The sequence below is a fragment of the Streptomyces sp. NPDC052496 genome, assembly GCF_040679095.1.
GTDB lineage: Bacteria > Actinomycetota > Actinomycetes > Streptomycetales > Streptomycetaceae > Streptomyces.
In genome coordinates this window covers 1-21,315 of record NZ_JBFAUH010000040.1, presented here as the reverse complement: position 1 = coordinate 21,315, position 21,315 = coordinate 1, and the positions used below count along the sequence as shown (strand labels likewise).

Here is a 21,315-nt window from a genome sequence, read left to right as displayed (position 1 = left end):
CCTCAGCCCTCCTCGTAGGGGCCGGCCGGGCCGAAGGCTCCCGAAGCGCCCGGCTCACCCGCCGCGGGCCCGGCCGTCAGCGCCTTGCGGCGCCGTCCGGTCAGTGACGTACGGGCGCGGTGGCTGCCCCGTCCCTGCCGTGCCGCGGCCGGCGCGTCGACCAGGCCCAGCTCCCCGGCCAGCGCCCACAGCGCCTGCCGGACGGTGGAGCGGGCGTCCAGGTCCTGCATCCGGCCGGCGTCGACGTACGGCTGGAGCTCCTTGAAGCCGGCCGGTACGGGGGTCCGGGCGACGTGGGTGCCGGTGGCCTTGCCGACCAGCGGCGGCTGGATCTCGGTGTTACGGGTGAGGCGGTTGACGACGGTCGTGGTGTCCTCCGCCTTGCGGATCTGGAGCCGGTCCCAGAGCCGTACGAGGCGCTTGGCGGCCCGTACGCAGATCACGTCCGGGGTCGTCACGAGCAGGGCGGTGTCGGAGAGTTCGACGGCGGCGGCGTTGGCGGACTGCATCTGGGAGCCGCAGTCCACCACCACCAGCTCGTAGCGCGAGCGCAGCGCCGCCAGGACCGTACGGGCGGCCCGGTCGTCCACCTCCTCGCCGCGCTCCCCCTCCTCCGGTGCCAGCAGCAGGCCGAGGCCGGTGTGGTGGGCGTGCACGGCGTCCTGGAGGACGCGTACGGAGATGTCCTGGATGCCCGCGAGGTCGACGATCGACCGGCGGAACTGCACGTCCAGGTAGGAGGCCACGTCACCGGACTGGAGGTCCATGTCCACCAGCGCGACGCTGCGCCCGGCGGCGCGCGCGGCGAGCGCGAGCTGGACGGCGGTGACCGTCGTGCCGACGCCGCCCTTGGCGCCGGTGACGGTGACGAGTGTGCCGGCCGGCCCGGACACCGCTTCGTGCCCGCCGCCCAGGTGGACCCGTACGCCTGATGCCCACTGGGCCGCGGCCTGCACCCGGGCGGCCAGTTCGTCGTAGCTGAGCGGCAGCCCAACGATGCCGCGCGCGCCCGCGTCCATGGCGGCGGCGAACAGGGCCGGCCCCGCGTCCGTGGTGATCAGTACGACGCCGACGGCGGGGAAGCGCAGCGCGATGTCGCGGATCAGCTCCAGCGCGGGCACCGGTCCGATGCGCTCGTGCACGAGGACGACCTCGGGCAGCTCGTCCACGGCCGCCGGCGGCCCCGGCAGCTCCGGGGCGTCGGCGGCGGCCCGGGACGCGGCCCGGTCGAGCGCGTCGGCCAGCGCCGTGGAGTCGGCGACCGGGGGCGCGGGCTCGGCGCCCGGCAACTGGCTGAGCAGCGATGACACGGCGCGGGCGGCGTCGGGGTCACCGACTGCCGGGAGGATGCGGATGGTCACCAGTGCCTCCGGGTCACTTGTCGCCGTCGAGGGTGTAGGTGCGCTCGCCGGGCGGGACGCCGGACTCGGTGCCGGGGGCGACGAGGGCGAGCCGTACGTGGGTGGCGAAGGACTCCGCGTAGGCGACGCGCTGGGCGTCCTGGGTGTTCAGGGCGAAGGTGATCGGTACGGCGTCGGTGGCGCGGCGGGTGCTGGAGGAGCGGGTGTCACCGGGGTCCTTGGTCTCCAGCGGGGTCAGCTTGCCCCGGTCGATGACCTGGGCGTTCGCCACGATCACCTTGGAGACGGGTCTGTCGGTGGCCCGCTTGCCCTCGAAGGTGGCGTAAATGTTCACCCGGGCTCCGGGGTTGATCTTTCCGGCGACACCGGTGGCCGCGTCGACCATGATGGCGATCTCCTGCTGACCGGGTTTGAGCGCCGGGCGGTCGACGACCATGTCGTCCTGGAGGAGCGAGCCCTTGTGCAGCGGGGTCACGGCGATCTTGCCGCGGACCCGGGCCAGGTCGGTGACGGCGGTGGACGGCAGCCAGCGCTCCGGTATGTCCACCTTCTCGAACTGCCCGGGGTCGAGCGCCTGGTAGGCGGCCACGTCCGCCTTCAGCCGGTACGCGGTGCGCTCCGGGCCGACCTTGGACTCCACGTCGCGGATCACCGACAGCACGCCGACGAACGCGCCGAGCGCACACAGGACCGACAGGAGCAGCAGGATCACTCCGCGGCGCTGGCGTGAGTTCATGAGTGCGGGACCTCGTGGTGATCGGTACGGGCGGGGGCGGGGCGGACGGCGCTGCGTGGTCGCGGTGGGTGCGGTCGCGGTCGGTGCGGTCGCACCGGGCGGGTGGTCCGGTGGAGCCGCCGTCGGCAGGGCGGTGCGCACGGGCCGGGCGGGCCCGGTACGGGGCGGGTCAGCGTGCCCGTACGGCAGTCCGCCGCCCCGGCTCGGGTCCGGGGACGCCGCCCGGTGAGACCGGGGCCAGGCCCCGGCGGCGCAGCAGGGACGAGGCGGGCGTGGCAGCGTCCGGCCCGGTCAGGGAGCGCGCGGGTCCGTCCGCACGCCGCCCGCCGCCCGCGCCCGGTACGGCGGTCGGCGCGCTGCAGAACGCGCACCGGTCGCCGATGAGTTCGAGACCGCACCAGCGGCACTCCTCTCTCCGTACGGACGCCACGAGCTGGTAGAGCACCGAGAGATCCGGGATGGCCGCCGCGAACTCGGTGACCTTGTGCGTGCCCCACCACACCGCCGACTCGGCGGGCAGCGGGACCTCGTACGTGCCCTGCACCTGCCAGGAGCGCGCCAGGACACCGTCGACCCACTCGCCGGACGACTGCCCGCGCGCGCAGGCGAGGCGGGTGGCGAAACCGGGCGGGCGCAGGCCGGCGTCGGCGGCCCGCTCGGCGTGCCGGTCGAGGTGGACGAGGTGCGGCTCCGGGTTGGCCAGCACCGCGAAGTGCGTACCGGGCACCCAGGACCGCAGGTGGGAACGGAGGTCCGTCGGCACCCTGTCGAGGCGCGCGACGGTGCCGAGCAGGGCGCCCGCGTGCACGTAGTGCGCCAGCAGACGGGCGGCGCAGGCCAGCAGGCCGGGGCTGAAGTCGCACAGCGACAACTGGCGAAGCTGGTGGGCCAGTACGGCCAGGCCGAGCGGCGGCAGGTCCATCGGCAGGATCGCGAACCGGTCGCTCTCCAGGACCGCGCGCAGGGTGTGCAGCCGGCGGACGTGGTCCGGCGGGCAGGCGGTGGAGTACAGCGCGACGAGATGACCGTGGTGTTCGAGCACCGCGCCCAGCTCGGTCAGCGCTTCGTCCAGCGACTGGGCGTGCGGGGGCCGGACGACCACGGCGGCCGGGGTCTGCCGGTCGGTGGCGGGCAGCGCGAGGTCGGCACTGGTGACTGCAATCGCGGTCGGCACGTCGCGTCCCCCACTGCGCTGCTGGCGCTGTCGGCACTGTTGGCGCTGTCGGCACTGCTGTTGGCTCAGCACCTTATCGGCGAGTTCCGCCCCGGAGAACACGTTCTGGGGTACTGGGCGCCCGTCTTGGCATCTCACGGGCTGCCGTGCGGCCGGTACGCACGGCAGTGCGCCGTGTGCGCACGGAATGCGTACGGAATGCCTACGGAAGACGACCGGCCGCGCGGCGCCCGGAGCACCACGCGGCCGGTTCACGTCCTACGGCTCAGGGGCCGTCCGTGCTTCCCGCCGTCACGGCTTGGGCAGCACGCACCCCTGCCGTCCCAGGTCCAGCTTGTTGCCGGTGCCGAAGCACTGGGGGACGGTGTAGATCTGCTGGGCGTAGTTGATGCCCTTGCGGACGGTGACCTTGCCGTTCTCGTCGATCTCGCACGGGTTGTTCATCGTGCAGCGCTGGCCGCTCTCGTTGCCCGTGTTGTTGATGGCGGCGACCTTGCCGGAGGCCACGTCGATGACCGGCGAGCCGGACGTGCCGCCGATCGTCTTGCAGGCGGAGGTGTAACGGACCGAGTCCTTCATGACGTAGCCCCCCTCCTTCAACTGGTGCACGAACCCGTCGACGTTGCAGGAGTAGGTCTTCTTCCAGTACCCGGACACGACGGTGATGGCGGCGCCCTTGACCGGGTGGGTGGTGGCGATGTCGAGCGCCTTGATGCCGTAGCGCTGCTTTATCTGGGCGTAGGTGGAGGAGAGTTCGTAGAACGACACGTCGGTGTCGGTCATGGTCGCGTACGAGATCTTGGTGGCGCGTACCGTGCCGAGGTTGCCGGCCGAGGCGCTGAGCACGGTGAAGCTGCGGCTGGAGGGCTGGTCGACGACGACCTCGCCCGGTTCGGGCATGCCGCTCTCCAGACAGTGGCCGTTGGACATGACCAGGGCCGGATCGTTGTCGGTCGAGGTGGGCATCCGGACGATCGAACCCGAGCAGTTGCTGAGCGCGACGGTGCCCGCGAAGTTCACGGCCTTGCCCTTGGCCTGCGCCGCGGCCGGGGCCGTCGGCACGGCCTGGAGCTGCGGCGCCGCGGCGGTCCGGGCCGCACCCCGGTCCGTCGTGTCCGCCGTCGTGACGGCGTTGGCCGTGCCGCCGGCGCCCATGAGCGCCGTGGCGCTCAGGACAGCGGTGGCCAGGGCGCCGACGAGAGGTCTGTTCATGTGGGGGTCCTCTCACACTGGTGAGTCCGGCGAGGGGCCGGACTTGTCGTGCGCATTGTTGGGGCGGCACAGGCCCCTGGCAACAATCTTCCGGAAACCGGCGGGAATTTGGCGTGTTTGCGTCAACGCGAGCCATTGACCGAGCCATGCCAAGGCAAAACACTGGCGCCGTCGCTCGCCTCACACCCCCACGGAGGTCACACCATGCGACCACGGTTACGCGGCAGACGGACCACCGTCCTCACCGCACTCGTCTCCCTCGCGCTGGCCGCACCCCTCGCCGCCCGCGCGCAGGAATCCCCTCCTCAGGACACTTCCACGAGCACCGTCGCCGCCGGTACCACGGCGGCGGACACCGGCACACCCCGCCAGTACGAGATCACCGGCCTGGCCACCGCCGCCCAGCGCACCGCCCTGGCCTCGACGGGCGTGTCCATCGACGAGGTGCACGGCCGCACCGTCGTCATCACCGCGGACACCGCGCAGGCCGCCCTCGTACGCAAGCTGGGCCACCGGCTGCGGGCCCTGCCCGCGCCCCCGTCGGGCACCGGCGACCGCGTCAAGGACTTCCCCTCCGGCTACGGCAAGTACCACAACCACGCCGAGGCCACCGCGGAGATCAACGCGCTCGTCGCCAAGTACCCGGCCATCCTGAGCAAGCGCGTCATCGGCAAAACCTACGAGGGCCGGGACATCCTCGCCCTCAAGCTCAGCAAGAACGTCGCCCAGGACGACAACGAACCGGAGGTCCTCTTCACCGCGCACCAGCACGCGCGCGAACACCTCACCGTCGAGATGGCCCTCTACCTGCTCAACGACTACACGGCGAAGTACGGCAGCGACCCGCGCGTCACCAAGATGCTCGACTCCCGCGAGATCTGGGTGATCCCGGACGTCAACCCGGACGGCGGCGCGTACGACATCGCCACCGGCTCCTTCCGCAGCTGGCGCAAGAACCGGCAGCCCAACACCGGCTCCGCGAACGTCGGCACCGACCTGAACCGCAACTGGGACTACAAGTGGGGCTGCTGCGGCGGCTCCTCCGGCAGCACCGGCTCCGAGACCTACCGCGGCCGGGCCCCCGCCTCGGCCCCCGAGGTCAAGGTCGTCGCCGACTTCGTGCGCAGCCGGGTCGTCGGCGGCACCCAGCAGATCAGGACCGCCATCGATTTCCACACGTACAGCGAACTGGTCCTGTGGCCCTTCGGGTACACCTACAACGACACCGCACCCGGCATGACCCAGGACGACCGCGACGCCTTCGCCGCCGTGGGCAAGTCCATGGCGGCGAGCAACGGTTACACACCGGAGCAGTCCAGCGATCTCTACATCACCGACGGCTCCATCGACGACTGGCTCTGGGGCAACCAGAAGATCTTCGCCTACACCTTCGAGATGTACCCCTCCTCGGCAGGCCAGGGCGGTTTCTACCCCCGCGACTCGGTCATCACCCGCGAGACCTCCCGCAACCGCGACGCGGTGCTGCAGCTCCTGGAGAACAGCGACTGCATGTACCGGTCGATCGGGAAGGAGGCGCAGTACTGCAAGACGGGGTGAGGTGATCCCTGCCGTTCACCGGGGCCGCGGCTGTCACCGCGGTCCCGGCGACGCACCGGCCGGCCACGGACTCCGATACTTGTACGCTTGCGCAAGTATCCGTAACCCTGTTGCCGCAGCGCCGCGACAAGTCCCGCTATACCATCCCTTTACCCCGGCGAAGAGCACCCCAGAACAAGATCAATAAAGCCGGAGAGGGCAGCCATTTCCCCGCAATGTAAGGTGCCCCTACGGCGAATTCCCGGCTCCGGTTCACCTTCGTGCGCGTTGGTACGGGACTTCGCCCCTTGTCCGTATTGCGGCGATCAACGGCTAGGGAGTTCCGCGTTCCATGGGGGAGCACTTCGCAACCGACACGGACCAGCTGGGGGCCTTTCTCAAGACCCTCGAAGGCTGTGTACGGGAACTGAACGAGGCCCGGGCGGCCCTCGCCCACGTACGGTCCGACCAGATCGGCACCCAGCGCCTGGACGAGGCGTGCGACGGGTTCCAGGAGCGTTGGAAGTACGGCTCCGAGCAGACCAAGAAGATGATCGACGCGATAAGCGAAGGCGTGAAGTCCAACAAGAAGGGTTACGAAGAGGTCGAGAAGGCACTCGAATCGGCCCTCAAGGAGATCACGCAGAAAGCGACCTCCGCCGGCGCGAACGGAGGGGCCAAGTAGTGGCGGCGAACCCCTACCCGCACCTCGGCTGGAATCCCGTACCCGGCATACCCTCCGAAGTCACCGCACTGCAGCAGAAAGTCACCAGGGCGGCCACCGCACTGCGTTCCTGCCATCAGCAGATTCAGCAGCTCATCGGCGAGAGCAGTTACTGGCAGGGCGATGCGGCCAAGGCATTCCGCGAGGCACTCGACGGCGAACTGCCGACCTATATCAAAAATGCCGCGCGCTCCCTGGAGAAGGCTTCCGCGCAACTGAAGGTCTGGGACGGGGACCTGACGTCCCATCGGGACCTGGCGCGCAAGTACGACGACGAGGCGGGCGAACGCAAAGCCGCCGCCGACCGGGCCGCCGCGCACCGCTCCCAGGCAGCACAGCACCCCGACCTCAAGCTGGCGGGTCAGCAGTTCCCCTCCCAGGCGGAGGCGGACGCGGCCGAGCAGCGGCTGCGGGCGGCCGAGCGCAGCCTCAACGAGGCGACCACCGCGCTCAACAACGCCAACAGCTCCTACAACGACGTCATCAGCAAAGCCGAGCGGCTGGAGACCACCCACGCCGACCAGGCCGAGACGGTCGCCAAGGAACTCGACGGCGCCACCGACAAGCTCGCCCCCAAGGAGCCGGGCTGGCTGTCCAAGGCCGTCAACGCGATCTGGGACGGCATCAAGGCCGTCGGCGCGTTCCTGTACGAGCACGCGGGCACCATCGGTGCCATCGCCGGGCTGCTGGCGCTCTTCCCCACCCCGCTGACGCCGCTCTTCGCCGGTATCGCGGTGGTGGCCAGCGCCGCGTCCATGACCAAGAACCTCTCCGATCCGGAGTTCAGAGCCGCGCTGGCGGGCGAGAAGGGCGGCTGGGACACCTTCGCCGCCTACGCCTCGCTGGCCGGCGACACCGTCGGCATGATCCCCGGCGTCGGCGCGCTGGGACGCGCCGGCAAGGAGGTCTTCGAGGCATCGGTGACGGCCGAACGGTGGGGCGTGGCGGTCTCCCGTTCCGAGCAGGTCTCCGGGTTCGCCAAGGAGATCGTGCCCGCCTTCTCCGGCAAGGCGACAGCGGCTGCCGAAGAGGGTGCCGCCGCGTTCAGCGCGGGGGGCCGGGAAGCCGCGAAGCGGGTCACGGAGATCGGCGCCAACGGCGTCAACGTCACCGCCAACCTCGCCTCCTCGGCGGAGAGCCTGGGCTGGCTGCCGAAGGAAGGCGCCGGGCACAACGCCGCCGAGAGCACGAAGGCCGCCGCGACCCTGCACGGCATCGCCGGACTGGTGGGGATCGCGTGAGCCGCCCTGACGAGCGCCGGAGGGCGGTCACTTCATGAACAGCACCTTCGCCGAACCGGCGGCCGAGCCCCGCCCAGCCTTCTGGTACGGCCTCCCGGACGGTTATGTACAGCTGGACCTCCACCCGTCCTTGGAACGCGTCGAGGACCTGGCCGCCCAGGTACGCGCGCTGCCCGACGGCGTACGCGACCGGGCCGAGAGCGCGTTCCGCTTCTACGCGGGCATCCTGACGCTGCTCAACGACCAGGAGGTGCAGGGCTGCGCGATCGGCCTGCACCCGGACGGCGAGGGCGGCATCTCCTTCTCCGTCCTGACCGTGTCCACCGTCCCGGTCACCGGCGTGGACCCGAAACTCGTCCTCGTCGGCCTGCTGGGAGCACCGGAGGAGCGCCCCGCGGGCGAGACCCTGACCCCGGTCGAGCTGCCGTGCGGCCTGGGCTTCCTCTCCGAGACCGAGCGCCGCACCACGGCCCCCGGCAGGCCGCCGGAAGGCACCGAAGGCCCGCCCCAGGGCACGGTCTGGCAGGGCACGGTGGCCGTGACCGGCACCGGCGTGCCCGACATCGTCGTGGTGCAGCTGGTGACCGCCGCCGTGGAACTGGCCGCCGATTACCGCGACGTACTCCTCGGTACGGCGGCCACACTGACCTTCACCGACCCGGCACACTCGGAGGGGCCCGAGGAGGAAGAGCCCGCCGGGCGGAACCCCGCCGGGGGCACCGTACGCGACATCTTCGGATGAACCGGACCGGAAAGCCTGAGGAGACCACCTTGACCGACGCATCCCGCGCCACGGCCCCGCCCGCCCCCGTGGACGTCGACCGCGTCCTGCGCCGCGCCACCCGGCGCCTGCTCGGGGACCTGGTGCTGCGGCTGGTGATCATCGCCGTACTGGTCGCCGTACCCATCGTGCTGACCCGGACCGGAACCTGGGACTCCCCGTTCCTCGGCCTGTTCGCCGTCGTCGCGGTCTTCCTCGCCCTCTTCACCTTCTACCGCTTCGTGTTCACCACCCGCCTCGGCAAGCTGCGTGCGGTCCTGCGCACCTACCCCCTGGAATTCCGGCCGCGCGTCACGAAGAAGGACGCGGACGACTGGTCCAAGTACGGCACCACCTTCACCCTGAAGATCAGCGGCGGCACCCAGGGCCCGGCCCCCTGGGTCCGGGCCGTCAACGTGGTGGGCCGCCGCCGCTGGCCGAAGGAGACCGAGAACGGCGCGTGGGTCGCGGGCGACCTCGCCTTCGGCGGCATCCTCGTCGTCCCCGGCACCGAGGAAGCCCTGTTCCTGGAGATCGCCAAACAGGACAAGGCGGCGCGCGCACGCGAGGAAGCCGACCCGGAGCGCCTGGCACGGGCTGAGCAGGCGGGCCTCGTGGGTAAGCGGCGCTAGGGCTCGCCTTCTCCCCCCGGACGACGCTCTGCGGGCCGGGGCCTCCACTGCGACGGGCCCCGGCCGTCACCTTCCCTCGGCACGCCGAGCCCGAACGGCATCGGTGTACATCTCGGTCGTCAGGTCACCCGGCCCGACACCCACATCCCCGAGAACCGCCCGCACATCCGCGAGAGCGCCCGGCAATTCCTCGACATCCGTCACCTGCGTCTCCAGCTCGACGTAAGTCCCCTCGATCTCCGGAACGCGGACGAGCGTGGCGAGCATCTTCCGCCCGCGCGCGGTGAACTCGTAATTCCGGCAGTGCTTCTCGAAGGCGATCGCCTCGACATGACCGAGACCACGGAGCATGGCCCGGACGGCTTCCGGCTCGCCGACACGCGTCTCGTACTCGGGCTTCGCCCCCGACACCTCGTCGACCCGCGCTTCTTTGTACGTCAGCAGCGACCGCGTGCCGTCCGCACTGTGCACGGTACGCAGCCGCAGCTCGCGGTCTCCCGTCTCCAGGGTCGCGTCCGGGGTATCGAAATACGTGTCCCGATAAACCTCGTCACGTCCGACCGCCAGCCGCTCCAATTGCGCGCGCACGAACGCCGGTTCGCGTACGCACGCTTTCAGCTCGGCCTCGATCATGCGACTCCCCCGTCATCAGACCGTACGATCGCCCTCGGCCACGCGGGACTCGGTCGTCGGAGAAGCTGAACTACACCACCAGACTCACCACCGCCGCCACCGCGAATCCCACCACCGACAGCACCGTCTCCAGTACCGTCCACGACTTCAGTGTGTCGCGTTCGGAGATGCCGAAGTACTTGGCGACCATCCAGAAGCCGCCGTCGTTGACGTGGGAGGCGAAGATCGAGCCGGCCGAGATGGCCATGATGATCAGGGCGAGGTGGGGCTGGGAGAGGTGTTGGCCGTCGACCAAGGGGAGGACGATGCCGGCGGTGGTCACGATGGCGACGGTTGCCGAGCCCTGGGCGACGCGGAGGACGACGGAGACCAGCCAGGCGAGCAGGATGACGGGCAGGCCGACGTTCTGGAAGGTGTCGGAGAGGGCGTCGGCGACGCCGCTGCCCTTGAGGACGGCGCCGAAGATGCCGCCCGCGCCCACCACCAGCAGGATGTTGCCGACCGGCTTCAGGGAGGCGGTGGAGACGGTCTCCAGGGACTTGCGGGACCAGCCGCGGCGGATGCCCAGGAGGCAGTAGGCCAGGAGCAGGGCGATGGTCAGGGCCACGAAGGGGTTGCCGAAGAATTCGACGACGGAGCGGAGGGTGGAGGGGGCCAGGGCGATGGAGGAGAAGGTGGCGAGGAGGATGAGAACGAGGGGGGTGCCGATGATGGTGAGGACGGTGCCGAGGGCGACCGGCTTTTCGTGGGGCTGCACGCCTGCTGCGGTCTGTTCGGCGATCACCGCGGCGCGGGCCTCCTCCGCCGCCTCGACCATGTCCTGCGGTACGGGGACGAAGACCCGCTTGCCGATCCACGCGGCGTAGCCCCAGGCGGCCAGGACGGCCGGGATGCCGCAGACGACGCCCATCAGGATGATCCAGCCGAGGTCCACCTTGAACAGTCCGGCGGCGGCGACCGGGCCGGGGTGCGGCGGAAGGAAGGCGTGGGTCATGGAGAGGCCGGCGAGGAGCGGCATGCAGTAGAGGAGGATGGATTTGCCGGTGGGGATTCCCCCTGCACCAAGCTTGTCGGGTGCTTGGGGGAGTTTGGCTGCTGCGTAGACGATGGGGGCCAGGACGAAGATGCCGACGTCGAAGAAGACCGGGATGCCGAAGATCAGGCCGGTCAGGCCCATGGCGAGGGGGGCGCGGCGTTCGCCGAAGAGGCCGAGGAGGCGCGCGCTCAGGACTTCGGCGCCGCCGGAGACTTCGAGGATCGCGCCGAGCATGGTGCCCAGGCCGATGATGATGGCGACGTGTCCGAGGATGCCGCCCATGCCGCTCTCGATGAGGGAGGGAAGGGAGGATTTCTGGACGGTGCCGAAGAGTTCGGTCACGGAGAGGCCGGCTGCCAGGCCTACGGCTATGGAGACGCCCAGCAGCGCTACGAAGGGCTGGAGGCGGACTTTGATGATGAGGAAGAGGAGGAGCAGGATTCCCAGGGCGGCGACGGTCAGGAGGCCGGGGGTGCCCGGTATGAGGGCCAGCAGGCCGCCGGTGTGGGGTGGTGCCGGTGGTGTGGCGGGGGCCGCGGCAGCGGCGGAAGCAGCGTGGACCATGTGACGACTCCGTTGTCAGACAGGGTGGTTCCAGGCAGGGGGGACCGCGGCACGGCGCCCCGGGCGTACGGGACGCCGCACCGTGCGGCGGGTTCAGCGGCGGTAACGGCAACGGGTCGTCCCGGTCAGCCCAGCACCGCGAGGGCGTCGATCTCGATGAGCAGGCCCTTGGGGAGGCCGACGTACACCGTCGTACGCGCGGCCGGCGCCTCCTTCAGGCCCTCGCCCTCGAAGTACGCGTTGTAGATCTCGTTCATCTCGGCGAAGTGGTCGACGTCGGTGAGGTAGACGCGCATCATCATGACGTCGTCCCAGGTCGCGCCGCCCTCTTCGAGGATCGCCTTGACGTTGGCGAAGGTCTGGAGGGTCTGCTCGCGCAGGGTCGGGCCGGCCGGGGTGGGGGCCTGGCCCTCGACGGCGGGCAGGAAGCCGACCTGGCCGGCGACCTGGAGGATGTTGCCCTTCTTGACGCCGTGGGAGAACTTGGCGGGCGGGGTGGTGTGGGTGGCCGGGGTGAGGGCGGTCTTCTCGGTCATGGTCAGGCTTCCTTACTGGTCCTGCGTGCCGGATACGGGGGTGGTGCCGGAGTACTCCCGGCTGATGGCGTCCGCGGTGCGGCGTACCAGCGGGAGCAGGGTGAGGAGTTCCTCGGCGGTGACGACGACATTCGGCGCGGACACCGACATGGCGGCGACGACCCGGCCGTCCGCGCCGCGGATGGGGGCCCCGACGCAGTTGATGGACTCCTCGTGGCCACCGAGGTCGGTGGCCCAGCCCTGTTCGCGCACCTTGGCCAGCTCGGCCAGGAAGGCCTGCGCGTGCGGTGTCGAACGGGACGTGTAGAGGGGGTATTCGAGCTTTTCGGCGAGCGCGCGGCGCTCGGGCTCGGGCAGGTCGGCGAGGAGCAGCTTGGCGACGGCCGCGACGGTGATGGCGACCGGCTTGCCGATGCGCGAGTACATCCGTACGGGGTAGCGGCTCTCGACCTTGTCGATGTAGAGGACCTCGTTCTCCTCGTACACCGCGAGGTGCACCGTGTGCCCGCACTTCTCGTTCAGCTCGACGAGGTGCGGGTGGGCGATCTCGCGGACGTCGAGGTTCTCCACGGCCTGCTGGGCGAGGGCGAAGAGCCGGGCGCCGAGGCGGTAGCGCTGGTCGCTCTGGCGGTAGACCATGCCGTGCTCGTGGAGCGTGCGCAGCAGGCGCAGGGCGGTGGACTTGTGCACGCCGAGCCGGCCCGCCACCTGTTCCAGGTTGGCCGGGCCCTCCGCCAGCAGGGGCAGGATGCTCAGTGCGCGGTCGACTGTCTGACTCATCGTGTACGGACCTCCACCCGTGGGTCGTGCACCCCGTGGCTGGTGGTGCCGCTGCTGCGGTCTGTGGGTACGTCACCGTCGGTGGTCCAGCCGGGGCCGAGTCGCAGTCTCCCCCAGGCGGTGGGGTCGAGGCCCGCAAGGTGGTCGGCGAGCTCCCGGGAGGGGGGTGTGCCGACGTCGCCGGAGACGGTGAGGGAGGCGGCGGCCATCAGGTGGCCGTGCCGGAGGCGGGTGAAGACGGGCAGGTCGCGGAGGGTGGCGGAGAGGAATCCGGCGGCGAAGGCGTCACCGGCGCCGACGGGCGCGACGACGTCGACGGTGAGGGCGGGGGCAGTGGTGACCGTGTCGGTGCCGTCGGCCTGGCGGGCGTACGCGGTGGCGCCGTCGGCCCCCTGCTTGACGACGAGGACGGCGGGCTCGGGCAGCGCGTCGCGTACGGCGTCGGGGCCGTGCAGGTCCCAGGCGGCCGCGGCCTCGTCCGCGCCGACGAAGACGAGGTCGCAGCGGCGGGCGAGGTCGAGGAGGAGTCCGGGGCCGCGTACGGTGCGGTCGCGCCAGAGGCCGACGCGGTAGTTCACGTCGAAGGAGACGAGGGGGCGGCCGGGATCCGGCGCGGTGAGGGTGCGCAGCACGTCGAGGCAGCTGTCGGAGAGGGCCGCCGTGATGCCGGTGAGGTGCAGGACGCGGGTGTCGCGCAGGGCGTCGGCGTCGAGCAGTGCGGGGGACATGGCGGAGGCGGCGGACCCGGCGCGGTAGTACGCCACCTCGGCTTCGCCGGCCGCCGTCTCCGTACCGGTGGCGCGTTCGCCGGCCGTACGGAAGTAGACGCCGGTGGGGCGGTGCGGGTCGCGCTGGACGTGGGAGACGTCCACGCCGCAGGCGGCGACGGCCTCGCGGACGTGGTCGCCGAAGCCGTCGGTGCCGACGCGGGAGATCCAGCGGGTGCGGTGGCCGGTACGGGCGAGGGCGCAGGCGACGTTGGACTCGGCGCCGCCGACGCCGCGCTCGAAGGAGGGTACGTCGGCGAGTCGTCCTGGCCGGGTGGGCATGAAGGTGACCATGGTTTCGCCGAGACAGACGACGTCGGCGCCCGGCCGGGCGGCGGGCGCGGGGCCGTCCGGCGCGTCGTTGCCGTCGGCGCTGACGTTGCTGGACGTGGTCACGATCTTCTGCACTCCTTTGCGTACGGGCTCGTTGAGCCGTTCCGCGACGTGGGACGCACCATTGACCCGGCGATGGCTCGGATGTTAGACAGCAGTAAGCGATATGCGCAATGGGTGTTGCACAGAGTGCAACCAGAACGTGAGGAGGCCCCCATGGCCGCCGCGCCCCACGCCGACCGCAGCGCCACCGGCGCCGCGTCCGGCGCCGACGCAGCCACCGCCGAGCGGCATGCGAAGACCCTCGCGGACGAGCGGGTCGACCACCGCTTCAAGGGGCTTCCCCCGGACGCCGACGGCCGTACCGTCGGCGAGCTGGCGGCCGACCGCCGCAACCTGTTCACCGGCGGCTTCACCACCCCCGTCCTCGCCCTGTCCGCCGAGTCGCTGGAACACAACCTGGCACTGATGGAGACCTACGCCGAGCGGCACGGCCTGGCCTTCGCCCCGCACGGCAAGACCTCCATGGCCCCGCAGCTCTTCGCCCGCCAGCTCGCCCGCGGCGCCTGGGGCATCACCGCCGCCGTCCCCCACCAGGCCCGCGTCTACCGCGCCTACGGCATCCAGCGGATCTTCCTCGCCAACGAGGTCGTCGACGCCGCCGCGCTGCGCTGGCTCGCCGCCGAGCTGGACGCCGACCCCGGCTTCCACTGCGTCTGCTACGTCGACTCGCTGCGCGGCATCGAGCTGATGGACGCCGCGCTGCGCGAGGCCGGCGCCACCCGCCCGGTGGACGTGGTCATCGAGCTGGCCGCCGGCGAGGGCGCCCGTACCGGCGTCCGCACCGACACCGAATGCGTCGAACTGGCCGACGCCGTGGCGGGCGTGGACACCCTGCGTCTGGTCGGCATCGCCGGTTACGAGGGCGAGGTGCCCGACGCGACGCACGAGCGGGTGACCGCCTGGCTGCGCCGGCTGCTCGCGCTCACCGTCGCCTTCGACCGGGCCGGCCGGTTCGCCGACCTGGACGAGATCGTGCTCAGCGCGGGCGGCAGCGCCTGGTTCGACGCGGTGGCCGAGGTCTTCGACGAGGCGCCCGAGCTGTCCCGGCCGCTGCTGAAGCTGCTGCGCTCCGGCGCGTACGTCTCCCACGACGACGGCCACTACCGCCGCCTGACCCCCTTCAACCGCGTGCCCGACGAGGGCGCCCTGCAGCCCGCCTTCCGGCTCTGGTCCCAGGTCGTCTCCCGTCCGACCCCGGAGCAGGCGTTCCTGAACGCGGGCAAGCGCGACGCGGCGTACGACCTCGACCTGCCGCAGGCCCAGGTCGTCCGGTCCGGCCGGGACGGCACCGTACGGCCCGCGGACGGCGTCACCGTCACCAAGCTGTCCGACCAGCACGCCTGGGTCACCACGGAGCGGGCCGGTGACCTGGAGGTCGGCGACTGGGTCGGGCTGGGCCTGTCGCACCCGTGCACGTCCTTCGACAAGTGGCAGCTGATCCCGGTGGCCGAGGCGGACGGCACGGTCGTGGACTACGTCCGTACGTTCTTCTGACGGGCCCGGACAGCGGCTCTCCCTGAGGGCCCGAACATCCCGGCCCTCCCCGAGGGCCGCACGACTTCGGCGCGAGGCACCACCCCCGAGTCCCGCGCCGAACGCCGGGGGCACCCCCCGCCCCCGGCCGGCGCGCCCCACCCCGGGCGCGCCCCGGTCCCGCTCCGGTGCGTCCCCCCGTCACCGGAGCGGGGCCCGCAGGCCATGGCCGCGCGGCGCGGCCCGGCTCCGAGCCCTCGTCCGGCAGAGCCGTGTTCGACAGGAAAGGCGGTTCGGTCATGGACACCGTGGTCCGCGGCGTACGCGTCATCGACGGCACCGGCACCCCCTCCTACCGGGCGGACGTCGCCCTCGCCGGCGGCCGGATCGCCGAGATCCGCCGGGAGACGGACTCCGGGCCGCGCCCCGGCGCCCCCCGCGTCGTGGACGGGGCGGGCCTGGCCCTCTCCCCCGGCTTCATCGACATGCACGCGCACAGCGACCTGGCCCTGCTGCGCGACCCGTCGCACGAGGCGAAGGCGGCGCAGGGCGTCACCCTCGAAGTCATCGGCCAGGACGGCCTGTCGTACGCGCCGGTCGACGACCGTACGCTCGCCGAGGTCCGCGCGCAGATCACCGGCTGGAACGGGGACGGCTCGGACATCGACTTCAGCTGGCGCACGGTCGGCGAGTACCTGGACCGCCTGGACCACGGTTTCGACGGACAGGGCATCGCCGTCAACGCGGCGTACCTCATCCCGCAGGGCACGGTCCGGATGCTCGCCCTCGGCTGGGACGACCGCGCGGCCACCCCCGACGAGACCGCCCGGATGCGGCAGCTCGTCGCCGAGGGCCTGGAGCAGGGCGCCGTCGGCCTGTCCTCCGGCCTCACCTACACGCCCGGCATGTACGCGGACGACGCCGAACTCACCGAGCTGTGCCGGGTCGTGGCGCGCTACGGCGGCTACTACTGCCCGCACCACCGCTCGTACGGCGCGGGCGCGCTGGAGGCGTACGAGGAGATGATCGGCCTGACGCGGCAGGCCGGCTGCGCCCTGCACCTCGCCCACGCCACCATGAACTTCGGCGTGAACAAGGGCCGTGCCCCCGAACTCCTCGCCCTCCTGGACCGCGCCCTGGAGACCGGCGCCGACATCACCCTGGACACCTACCCGTACACCCCCGGCTGCACGACCCTGGTCGCCATGCTGCCGAGCTGGGCGAGCGAGGGCGGGCCCGACCCCATCCTGGACCGGCTGCGGGACGACGCGGCGGCCGCGCGCATCCGGCACGTCATGGAGGTGGAGGGCGCGGACGGCTGCCACGGCGTGCCGATCGAGTGGGACACCATCGAGATCTCCGGCGTCTCGGACCCGGCGCTGGAGGCGTACGTCGGGCGGACGGTCGCCGCGTCGGCGCGGGAGCGCGGCGAGGAGCCGTGGACGACGGCCCGCCGGCTGCTGGTCGAGGACCGGCTCGGCTCCACGATCCTCCAGCACGTCGGCCACGAGGACAACGTCCGCGCGATCATGCGCCACCGGGTGCACACCGGCGGCAGCGACGGCATCCTCCAGGGACACAAGCCGCATCCGCGGGCGTACGGCACGTTCCCGAAGTACCTGGGCACGTACGTACGGGAGCTGGGTGTGCTGCCGCTGGAGGAGTGCGTCGCGCACCTGACCTCGCGCGCCGCCGCCCGGCTGCGGCTGCCCGACCGCGGCCTGGTCCGCGAGGGCTACCGCGCCGACCTGGTCCTCTTCGACCCGGACACGGTCGGCGCCGGTTCCACGTTCGAGGCGCCGCGCACCTTGCCGACGGGCATCCCGCACGTCCTGATCGACGGGCGGTTCGTCATCGAGGACGGGCGGCGGACGGATGTGCTGGCGGGGCGGGCGGTGCGGCGAACGCGGTGCTGATCAGCCGTATCAACTCGTCCGCGTCGTCGGCCACGCCGAGCGCGCCCAGTTCACGGGCGATGTCCTGGCGGGCGGGCGTGACCCGGCCGGCGAAGAAGACGACGGGGCCGGTGTAGCGCCGTTCCCGGCGCAGCGCCGCCACGTGCGAGAACCCGGCCCGGTCGGCCGTGCCGCGGGCGATGTCCGAGATGATCAGTGACGGCATCCGGGCGGCGATGGCGGCGTCGGCGGCCCCGGAGTCCACGGCGATCTCCACGGTCGCCCCCTGCCGCCGGAACCAGGCGGCCAGGGAAGTGTTGTTCTCGGGGCGGTCGTCGACCCAGAGGATCGTGCGGCCGGCGAGGGGCGCGTACGGGTCGGTGTCCGGGAAGCGGATTCTGCGCCGTGCGAGGACGCCGGTCCGCGTGTCCGGTATGACTCCGCCCACGATGTCCGGCTCCCGCTGCTCCACCGCCACCAGCGCCGGCGCGCCCTCGCGCAGTCGTCGCACCAGTTTCTCGGAGCGCGGCAGGTCGAGCAGGCCGTCGAGCAGGGAGTTGAACGCGGCGTCGGTGACCACCTCGGGGAAGACGGTGGGGAGTTCGCGCTCCAGCCGTTCCAGCATCGTGAGGGGGCTCGCCACCTGGCTCGGTACGTCCCGTTGCGCCAGGAACGCTTCGATCAGCGGCCGTTCCTGATCGGGGATGGGTGCCGATGTCCGCACCAGCGTCCGTATCCGCCGGTACATGCGGAAGTCCGCGATCACGTCACCACTGTCGGAACCCGGCGGACTGGTCATCATCCGGTAGAAGTCGGCGTAGAAGTACTGGATCAGCAGGGTGCGCAGCACCGCCTCCGGCGGGTGGTCCGCCCACATCGGGTTCAGGGTGGCTTCCAGGACGAAGCCGTTGACCAGCCGTTTGATGCGGCGGGGATTACGGGCCGAGCGCTCGGCGAGCAGGTCGACCAGGGGCTCGTCCAGCAGGCGCTCGATACCGGCGGTGCGCGCGCACCACTCGATGTACCCCTTCACACCCTGCCCGTCGGCCACCGGGATGCGGTAGCTCGTCTGGAAGATCTTCTCCATGAAGGCCGCACCGGCCGGGGACAGGTCACGCAGCAGGCCGCTCGGCCCCATCGCCGACCGGTCGCAGCCGATGACGAACGCCAGCCCCGGCACGTCCAGATAGACCTTGACCGCCTCGCACACCGCGAGCACCGTCTCCTCCGGGCAGCGGTCCAGGTCGTCGATGAAGACGACGAGCATCCGGCGTGGTGAGTACGCGGCGTTCTCGGCCCACTCCTGGGCCAGGTCGCGGATGGCGTCGCGCATCTCGTTGCGGGCCTGGGAGTTGACGGACAGGCTGCTCCACAACTCGTTGACCAGGCCGGCGGCGCCCAGCGGGCCGGCCACGAGGGTGGCGAGCGCGCGCAGGGCGCGCAGCAGGGCCCGCTGTTCGGAGACCCGGTGCAGCGCCCGCCGCAGCAGCCTGCGGTCGAAGCGCATCAGTACCGACTTGATCAGCCCTTCCAGGGCGTCCGCGCCGGTCGAGGTCCAGGCGTTGTACCAGACGGTGTGCACCTCGGGCGCCGACGTCAGTTCCGCGTCCACCAGGCGCATCAGGCTGCTCTTGCCCATGCCCCACCCGGCGTCGACGGCGAGGGTGAACGGGGTGGAGGCCCGGGAGTCGATCAGCAGGTCGGCGAGCTGTTTGGCGGCCCGGCCGGCGCCCAGCAGGTCGGTGCCGGCCGAGTCCACCGGCTCGTCGTTGAGCAGTGCGAGCCGTTGCTCGGATGTCACCATGCCGCCCCCATGCCGCCCCCGTGGTCGTGTGCCCCGGAGCGTACCGCCGGCGCGCGCGGGCGCGGAGGCCGTTCGCGTACGCCTCCCCGCGCCCCCGCGCGCCATGACGGCGGGTGAGCAACCCCACACCGCCGGTCCCCGCAAGGTGAACAAAAACACCAGGCAGCCCGTGTTACGCGCCCGTATGGTGGCTGGCATGCAGGTGATCCAGTCAACGAAGCTCGCCAACGTCTGCTACGAGATCCGGGGTCCGGTCCTTGAGGAGGCGATGCGGCTCGAAGCAGCGGGTCATCGCATCCTCAAGCTGAACACCGGCAATCCAGCGGCGTTCGGATTCGAGTGCCCGCCGGAAATCCTGGAGGACATCCTCCGTACGGTCGGCACCGCCCACGGCTACGGCGACGCGAAGGGCCTGCTCTCCGCCCGGCGCGCGGTGATGCAGCACTACCAGACCAAGGGCATCGAGCTGTCGGTCGACGACGTCTACCTGGGCAACGGCGTCTCCGAGCTGATCCAGATGTCGATGCAGGCGCTGCTGGACGACGGCGACGAGGTGCTCGTACCGGCCCCGGACTACCCGCTGTGGACCGCCTCGGTCTCGCTGTCCGGCGGTACGGCGGTGCACTACCGCTGTGACGAGCAGGCGGACTGGATGCCGGACCTGGCCGACATCGAGCGCAAGGTCACCGACCGCACCAAGGCCATCGTCGTCATCAACCCGAACAACCCGACGGGCGCGGTGTACGACGACGAGCTGCTGCGCGGCATCGCCGAGATCGCCCGCCGGCACAACCTGATCGTCTGCGCCGACGAGATCTACGACAAGATCCTCTACGACGGCGTCACCCACACCCCGTTCGCCGCGCTCGCCCCCGACCTGCTGACCCTGACCTTCAACGGGCTCTCGAAGTCCTACCGGGTGGCGGGCTACCGCAGCGGCTGGATGGCGGTCTGCGGGCCGAAGGCGCACGCGGCCTCGTACATCGAGGGCCTGACGATCCTCGCCAACATGCGGCTGTGCGCCAACATGCCCGCACAGCACGCGGTGGCCACCGCCCTCGGCGGCCACCAGTCGATCAACGACCTGGTGCTGCCGGGCGGGCGCCTGCTGGAGCAGCGGGACACCGCGTACGACCTGCTCACCCAGATCCCGGGGATCACCTGCACCAAGCCGAAGGGCGCCCTGTACGCGTTCCCGAAGCTGGACCCGAAGGTCTACAAGATCAAGGACGACCGGCAGATGGTGCTGGACCTGCTGCGCGCCGAGAAGATCATGATCGTGCACGGGACGGGCTTCAACTGGCCGGAGCCGGACCACTTCCGCCTGGTCACGCTGCCGAACAAGGACGATCTGACGGACGCGGTGACGCGGATCGGCCGGTTCCTGGACGGCTACGGGCAGTACTGAGCGCGCCCGGGAGACACGCCGTACCCGGACCCCGACTGTACGGATCACAACTTTAGACAGAGTCTAAGCTAGGATGGTCTCCTAGCCGTTGAGTGTTGCCAGGAGGCCGTCCCATGTACGAACCGATCCGCACCAAGTCGGTCCACTCCATGGCCGCCGACCAGGACGTCCCGCACCGCTCCCGCGCGGAGGAGCTGGACATCCGCCTCGCCGGCCACCTGACCGCGCTGCTCACCGTCACCGACGAGCTGCGCGCCACCGAGCCCGACCCCGCGCTGGACGACGCCGCCGAGCGCATCGCCGCGCAGGTGACGCGGTTGCGCGGCGGGGTCCGCCCGCTGCGGGCCGCACCCACCGGCGGCGGTGCCCCGGCCCGCGCGCCCCGGCTGCACCGGCGGGCCCGGATGCTGGCCGGCAGCGCCCTGGCGGTCGCCACCTCGCGGGGTGACCGGGCCGCCGCCACGCTGGCGGCGGAGCGCATGGAGGCCCACGAGGCCGACGCCGCCGTACAGGAGCTGGCCACGGCCTGAGAGGCCGCGCGGCAAGAAGATGGAGACGGGGGGGGGGGGGGGGTGGGTGTGAGGGCTGGATGGGGGACGGGCACGGGGGCGGGGATGGATGAAGGGCTCACGGTGGGGGGGCGGGCG

Annotated in this window: 19 protein-coding genes; 9 read left to right on the top strand and 10 right to left on the bottom strand. The window is 71.5% G+C overall.

Annotated elements, in window-relative coordinates; all coding sequences use genetic code 11:
* Nucleotides 1-2 precede the first annotated feature (2 nt).
* The 4 genes from AB0L45_RS35830 to AB0L45_RS35815 form a co-directional block, all read right to left on the bottom strand.
* Nucleotides 3-1,361 (bottom strand): AAA family ATPase, encoded by a 1,359-nt coding sequence (locus AB0L45_RS35830; protein ID WP_365847664.1) that lies wholly within the window; start codon nt 1,359-1,361, stop codon nt 3-5.
* 13 nt (nt 1,362-1,374) lie between these two features.
* Nucleotides 1,375-2,097 carry a Flp pilus assembly protein CpaB gene (gene cpaB / locus AB0L45_RS35825; RefSeq protein WP_365847663.1) on the bottom strand — a complete coding sequence of 241 codons (723 nt, stop codon included), beginning with the start codon at nt 2,095-2,097 and terminating at the stop codon, nt 1,375-1,377.
* Between the two features lie 169 nt (nt 2,098-2,266).
* Nucleotides 2,267-3,271 (bottom strand): hypothetical protein, encoded by a 1,005-nt coding sequence (locus AB0L45_RS35820; protein ID WP_365847661.1) that lies wholly within the window; start codon nt 3,269-3,271, stop codon nt 2,267-2,269.
* 291 nt (nt 3,272-3,562) lie between these two features.
* The gene (locus tag AB0L45_RS35815; protein ID WP_365847659.1) at nt 3,563-4,483 is read right to left on the bottom strand and encodes a serine protease; all 921 of its coding nucleotides are present in this window, start codon (nt 4,481-4,483) and stop codon (nt 3,563-3,565) included.
* A 204-nt stretch (nt 4,484-4,687) separates the two neighbouring features.
* Here AB0L45_RS35815 and AB0L45_RS35810 point away from each other — a divergent pair, with 204 nt between their 5' ends.
* From AB0L45_RS35810 to AB0L45_RS35790, 5 genes are all read left to right on the top strand, one after another.
* Nucleotides 4,688-6,040 carry a M14 family metallopeptidase gene (locus AB0L45_RS35810; RefSeq protein WP_365847657.1) on the top strand — a complete coding sequence of 451 codons (1,353 nt, stop codon included), beginning with the start codon at nt 4,688-4,690 and terminating at the stop codon, nt 6,038-6,040.
* A gap of 331 nt (nt 6,041-6,371) precedes the next feature.
* The gene (locus AB0L45_RS35805; RefSeq protein ID WP_365847655.1) at nt 6,372-6,704 is read left to right on the top strand and encodes a hypothetical protein; all 333 of its coding nucleotides are present in this window, start codon (nt 6,372-6,374) and stop codon (nt 6,702-6,704) included.
* The gene (locus AB0L45_RS35800) at nt 6,704-7,984 is read left to right on the top strand and encodes a WXG100 family type VII secretion target (protein WP_365847653.1); all 1,281 of its coding nucleotides are present in this window, start codon (nt 6,704-6,706) and stop codon (nt 7,982-7,984) included. The genes AB0L45_RS35805 and AB0L45_RS35800 overlap by 1 nt, the downstream gene beginning before the upstream one ends.
* Before the next feature lie 34 nt (nt 7,985-8,018).
* The gene (locus AB0L45_RS35795; RefSeq protein WP_365847651.1) at nt 8,019-8,726 is read left to right on the top strand and encodes a hypothetical protein; all 708 of its coding nucleotides are present in this window, start codon (nt 8,019-8,021) and stop codon (nt 8,724-8,726) included.
* A gap of 29 nt (nt 8,727-8,755) precedes the next feature.
* Entirely contained in the window at nt 8,756-9,376 is a 621-nt protein-coding gene (locus AB0L45_RS35790) for a hypothetical protein (RefSeq protein WP_365847649.1), read from the top strand.
* Between the two features lie 66 nt (nt 9,377-9,442).
* Here the strand turns inward: AB0L45_RS35790 and AB0L45_RS35785 are convergent, their stop codons facing one another.
* The 5 genes from AB0L45_RS35785 to AB0L45_RS35765 all read right to left on the bottom strand — a co-directional run bounded on the left by AB0L45_RS35785 (nt 9,443) and on the right by AB0L45_RS35765 (nt 13,986).
* A complete protein-coding gene (locus tag AB0L45_RS35785) occupies nt 9,443-10,009 on the bottom strand; it encodes a class IV adenylate cyclase (RefSeq protein WP_365847647.1) in 567 nt (188 codons plus the stop codon).
* A 70-nt stretch (nt 10,010-10,079) separates the two neighbouring features.
* On the bottom strand, nt 10,080-11,609 hold the full coding sequence (locus AB0L45_RS35780; RefSeq protein ID WP_365847645.1) for a gluconate:H+ symporter: 1,530 nt from the start codon (nt 11,607-11,609) through the stop codon (nt 10,080-10,082).
* Nucleotides 11,610-11,734: 125 nt separating this feature from the next.
* Nucleotides 11,735-12,145: a RidA family protein gene (locus tag AB0L45_RS35775; RefSeq protein WP_365847643.1), complete on the bottom strand. Its 411-nt coding sequence runs from the start codon at nt 12,143-12,145 to the stop codon at nt 11,735-11,737.
* Nucleotides 12,146-12,157: 12 nt separating this feature from the next.
* Nucleotides 12,158-12,925, bottom strand: a complete 768-nt coding sequence (locus AB0L45_RS35770) for an IclR family transcriptional regulator (RefSeq protein WP_365847641.1) — start codon at nt 12,923-12,925, stop codon at nt 12,158-12,160.
* Complete coding sequence (locus AB0L45_RS35765) at nt 12,922-13,986, bottom strand: sugar kinase (RefSeq protein ID WP_365847734.1); 1,065 nt, start codon at nt 13,984-13,986, stop codon at nt 12,922-12,924. Before AB0L45_RS35765 ends, AB0L45_RS35770 begins: the two co-directional genes overlap by 4 nt.
* Before the next feature lie 255 nt (nt 13,987-14,241).
* Between AB0L45_RS35765 and AB0L45_RS35760 the strand changes: the two genes are divergently transcribed.
* The gene (locus tag AB0L45_RS35760; RefSeq protein ID WP_365847639.1) at nt 14,242-15,582 is read left to right on the top strand and encodes an amino acid deaminase; all 1,341 of its coding nucleotides are present in this window, start codon (nt 14,242-14,244) and stop codon (nt 15,580-15,582) included.
* A 278-nt stretch (nt 15,583-15,860) separates the two neighbouring features.
* Entirely contained in the window at nt 15,861-17,477 is a 1,617-nt protein-coding gene (locus AB0L45_RS35755; protein WP_365847637.1) for a D-aminoacylase, read from the top strand.
* Here AB0L45_RS35755 and AB0L45_RS35750 read toward each other — a convergent pair.
* Nucleotides 17,413-19,260 (bottom strand): P-loop NTPase fold protein, encoded by a 1,848-nt coding sequence (locus AB0L45_RS35750; RefSeq protein ID WP_365847635.1) that lies wholly within the window; start codon nt 19,258-19,260, stop codon nt 17,413-17,415. The genes AB0L45_RS35755 and AB0L45_RS35750 overlap by 65 nt on opposite strands.
* 196 nt (nt 19,261-19,456) lie before the next feature.
* On the opposite strand from AB0L45_RS35750, the gene AB0L45_RS35745 reads away from it, so the two are divergent.
* The gene (locus tag AB0L45_RS35745) at nt 19,457-20,668 is read left to right on the top strand and encodes a pyridoxal phosphate-dependent aminotransferase (RefSeq protein WP_365847633.1); all 1,212 of its coding nucleotides are present in this window, start codon (nt 19,457-19,459) and stop codon (nt 20,666-20,668) included.
* Nucleotides 20,669-20,781: 113 nt separating this feature from the next.
* Nucleotides 20,782-21,198, top strand: a complete 417-nt coding sequence (locus AB0L45_RS35740; RefSeq protein ID WP_365847631.1) for a hypothetical protein — start codon at nt 20,782-20,784, stop codon at nt 21,196-21,198.
* Nucleotides 21,199-21,315: the final 117 nt, after the last annotated feature.

Bases quoted from the DNA above. Each gene is read 5' to 3' on its own strand.
- cpaB (WP_365847663.1), bottom strand. From the start codon at position 2,097: ATGAACTCACGCCAGCGCCGCGGAGTGATCCTGCTGCTCCTGTCGGTC.
- AB0L45_RS35815 (WP_365847659.1), bottom strand. From the start codon at position 4,483: ATGAACAGACCTCTCGTCGGCGCCCTGGCCACCGCTGTCCTGAGCGCC.
- AB0L45_RS35810 (WP_365847657.1), top strand. From the start codon at position 4,688: ATGCGACCACGGTTACGCGGCAGACGGACCACCGTCCTCACCGCACTC.
- AB0L45_RS35805 (WP_365847655.1), top strand. From the start codon at position 6,372: ATGGGGGAGCACTTCGCAACCGACACGGACCAGCTGGGGGCCTTTCTC.
- AB0L45_RS35795 (WP_365847651.1), top strand. From the start codon at position 8,019: ATGAACAGCACCTTCGCCGAACCGGCGGCCGAGCCCCGCCCAGCCTTC.
- AB0L45_RS35785 (WP_365847647.1), bottom strand. From the start codon at position 10,009: ATGATCGAGGCCGAGCTGAAAGCGTGCGTACGCGAACCGGCGTTCGTG.
- AB0L45_RS35780 (WP_365847645.1), bottom strand. From the start codon at position 11,609: ATGGTCCACGCTGCTTCCGCCGCTGCCGCGGCCCCCGCCACACCACCG.
- AB0L45_RS35775 (WP_365847643.1), bottom strand. From the start codon at position 12,145: ATGACCGAGAAGACCGCCCTCACCCCGGCCACCCACACCACCCCGCCC.
- AB0L45_RS35770 (WP_365847641.1), bottom strand. From the start codon at position 12,925: ATGAGTCAGACAGTCGACCGCGCACTGAGCATCCTGCCCCTGCTGGCG.
- AB0L45_RS35765 (WP_365847734.1), bottom strand. From the start codon at position 13,986: ATGGTCACCTTCATGCCCACCCGGCCAGGACGACTCGCCGACGTACCC.
- AB0L45_RS35760 (WP_365847639.1), top strand. From the start codon at position 14,242: ATGGCCGCCGCGCCCCACGCCGACCGCAGCGCCACCGGCGCCGCGTCC.
- AB0L45_RS35755 (WP_365847637.1), top strand. From the start codon at position 15,861: ATGGACACCGTGGTCCGCGGCGTACGCGTCATCGACGGCACCGGCACC.
- AB0L45_RS35750 (WP_365847635.1), bottom strand. From the start codon at position 19,260: ATGGTGACATCCGAGCAACGGCTCGCACTGCTCAACGACGAGCCGGTG.
- AB0L45_RS35745 (WP_365847633.1), top strand. From the start codon at position 19,457: ATGCAGGTGATCCAGTCAACGAAGCTCGCCAACGTCTGCTACGAGATC.
- AB0L45_RS35740 (WP_365847631.1), top strand. From the start codon at position 20,782: ATGTACGAACCGATCCGCACCAAGTCGGTCCACTCCATGGCCGCCGAC.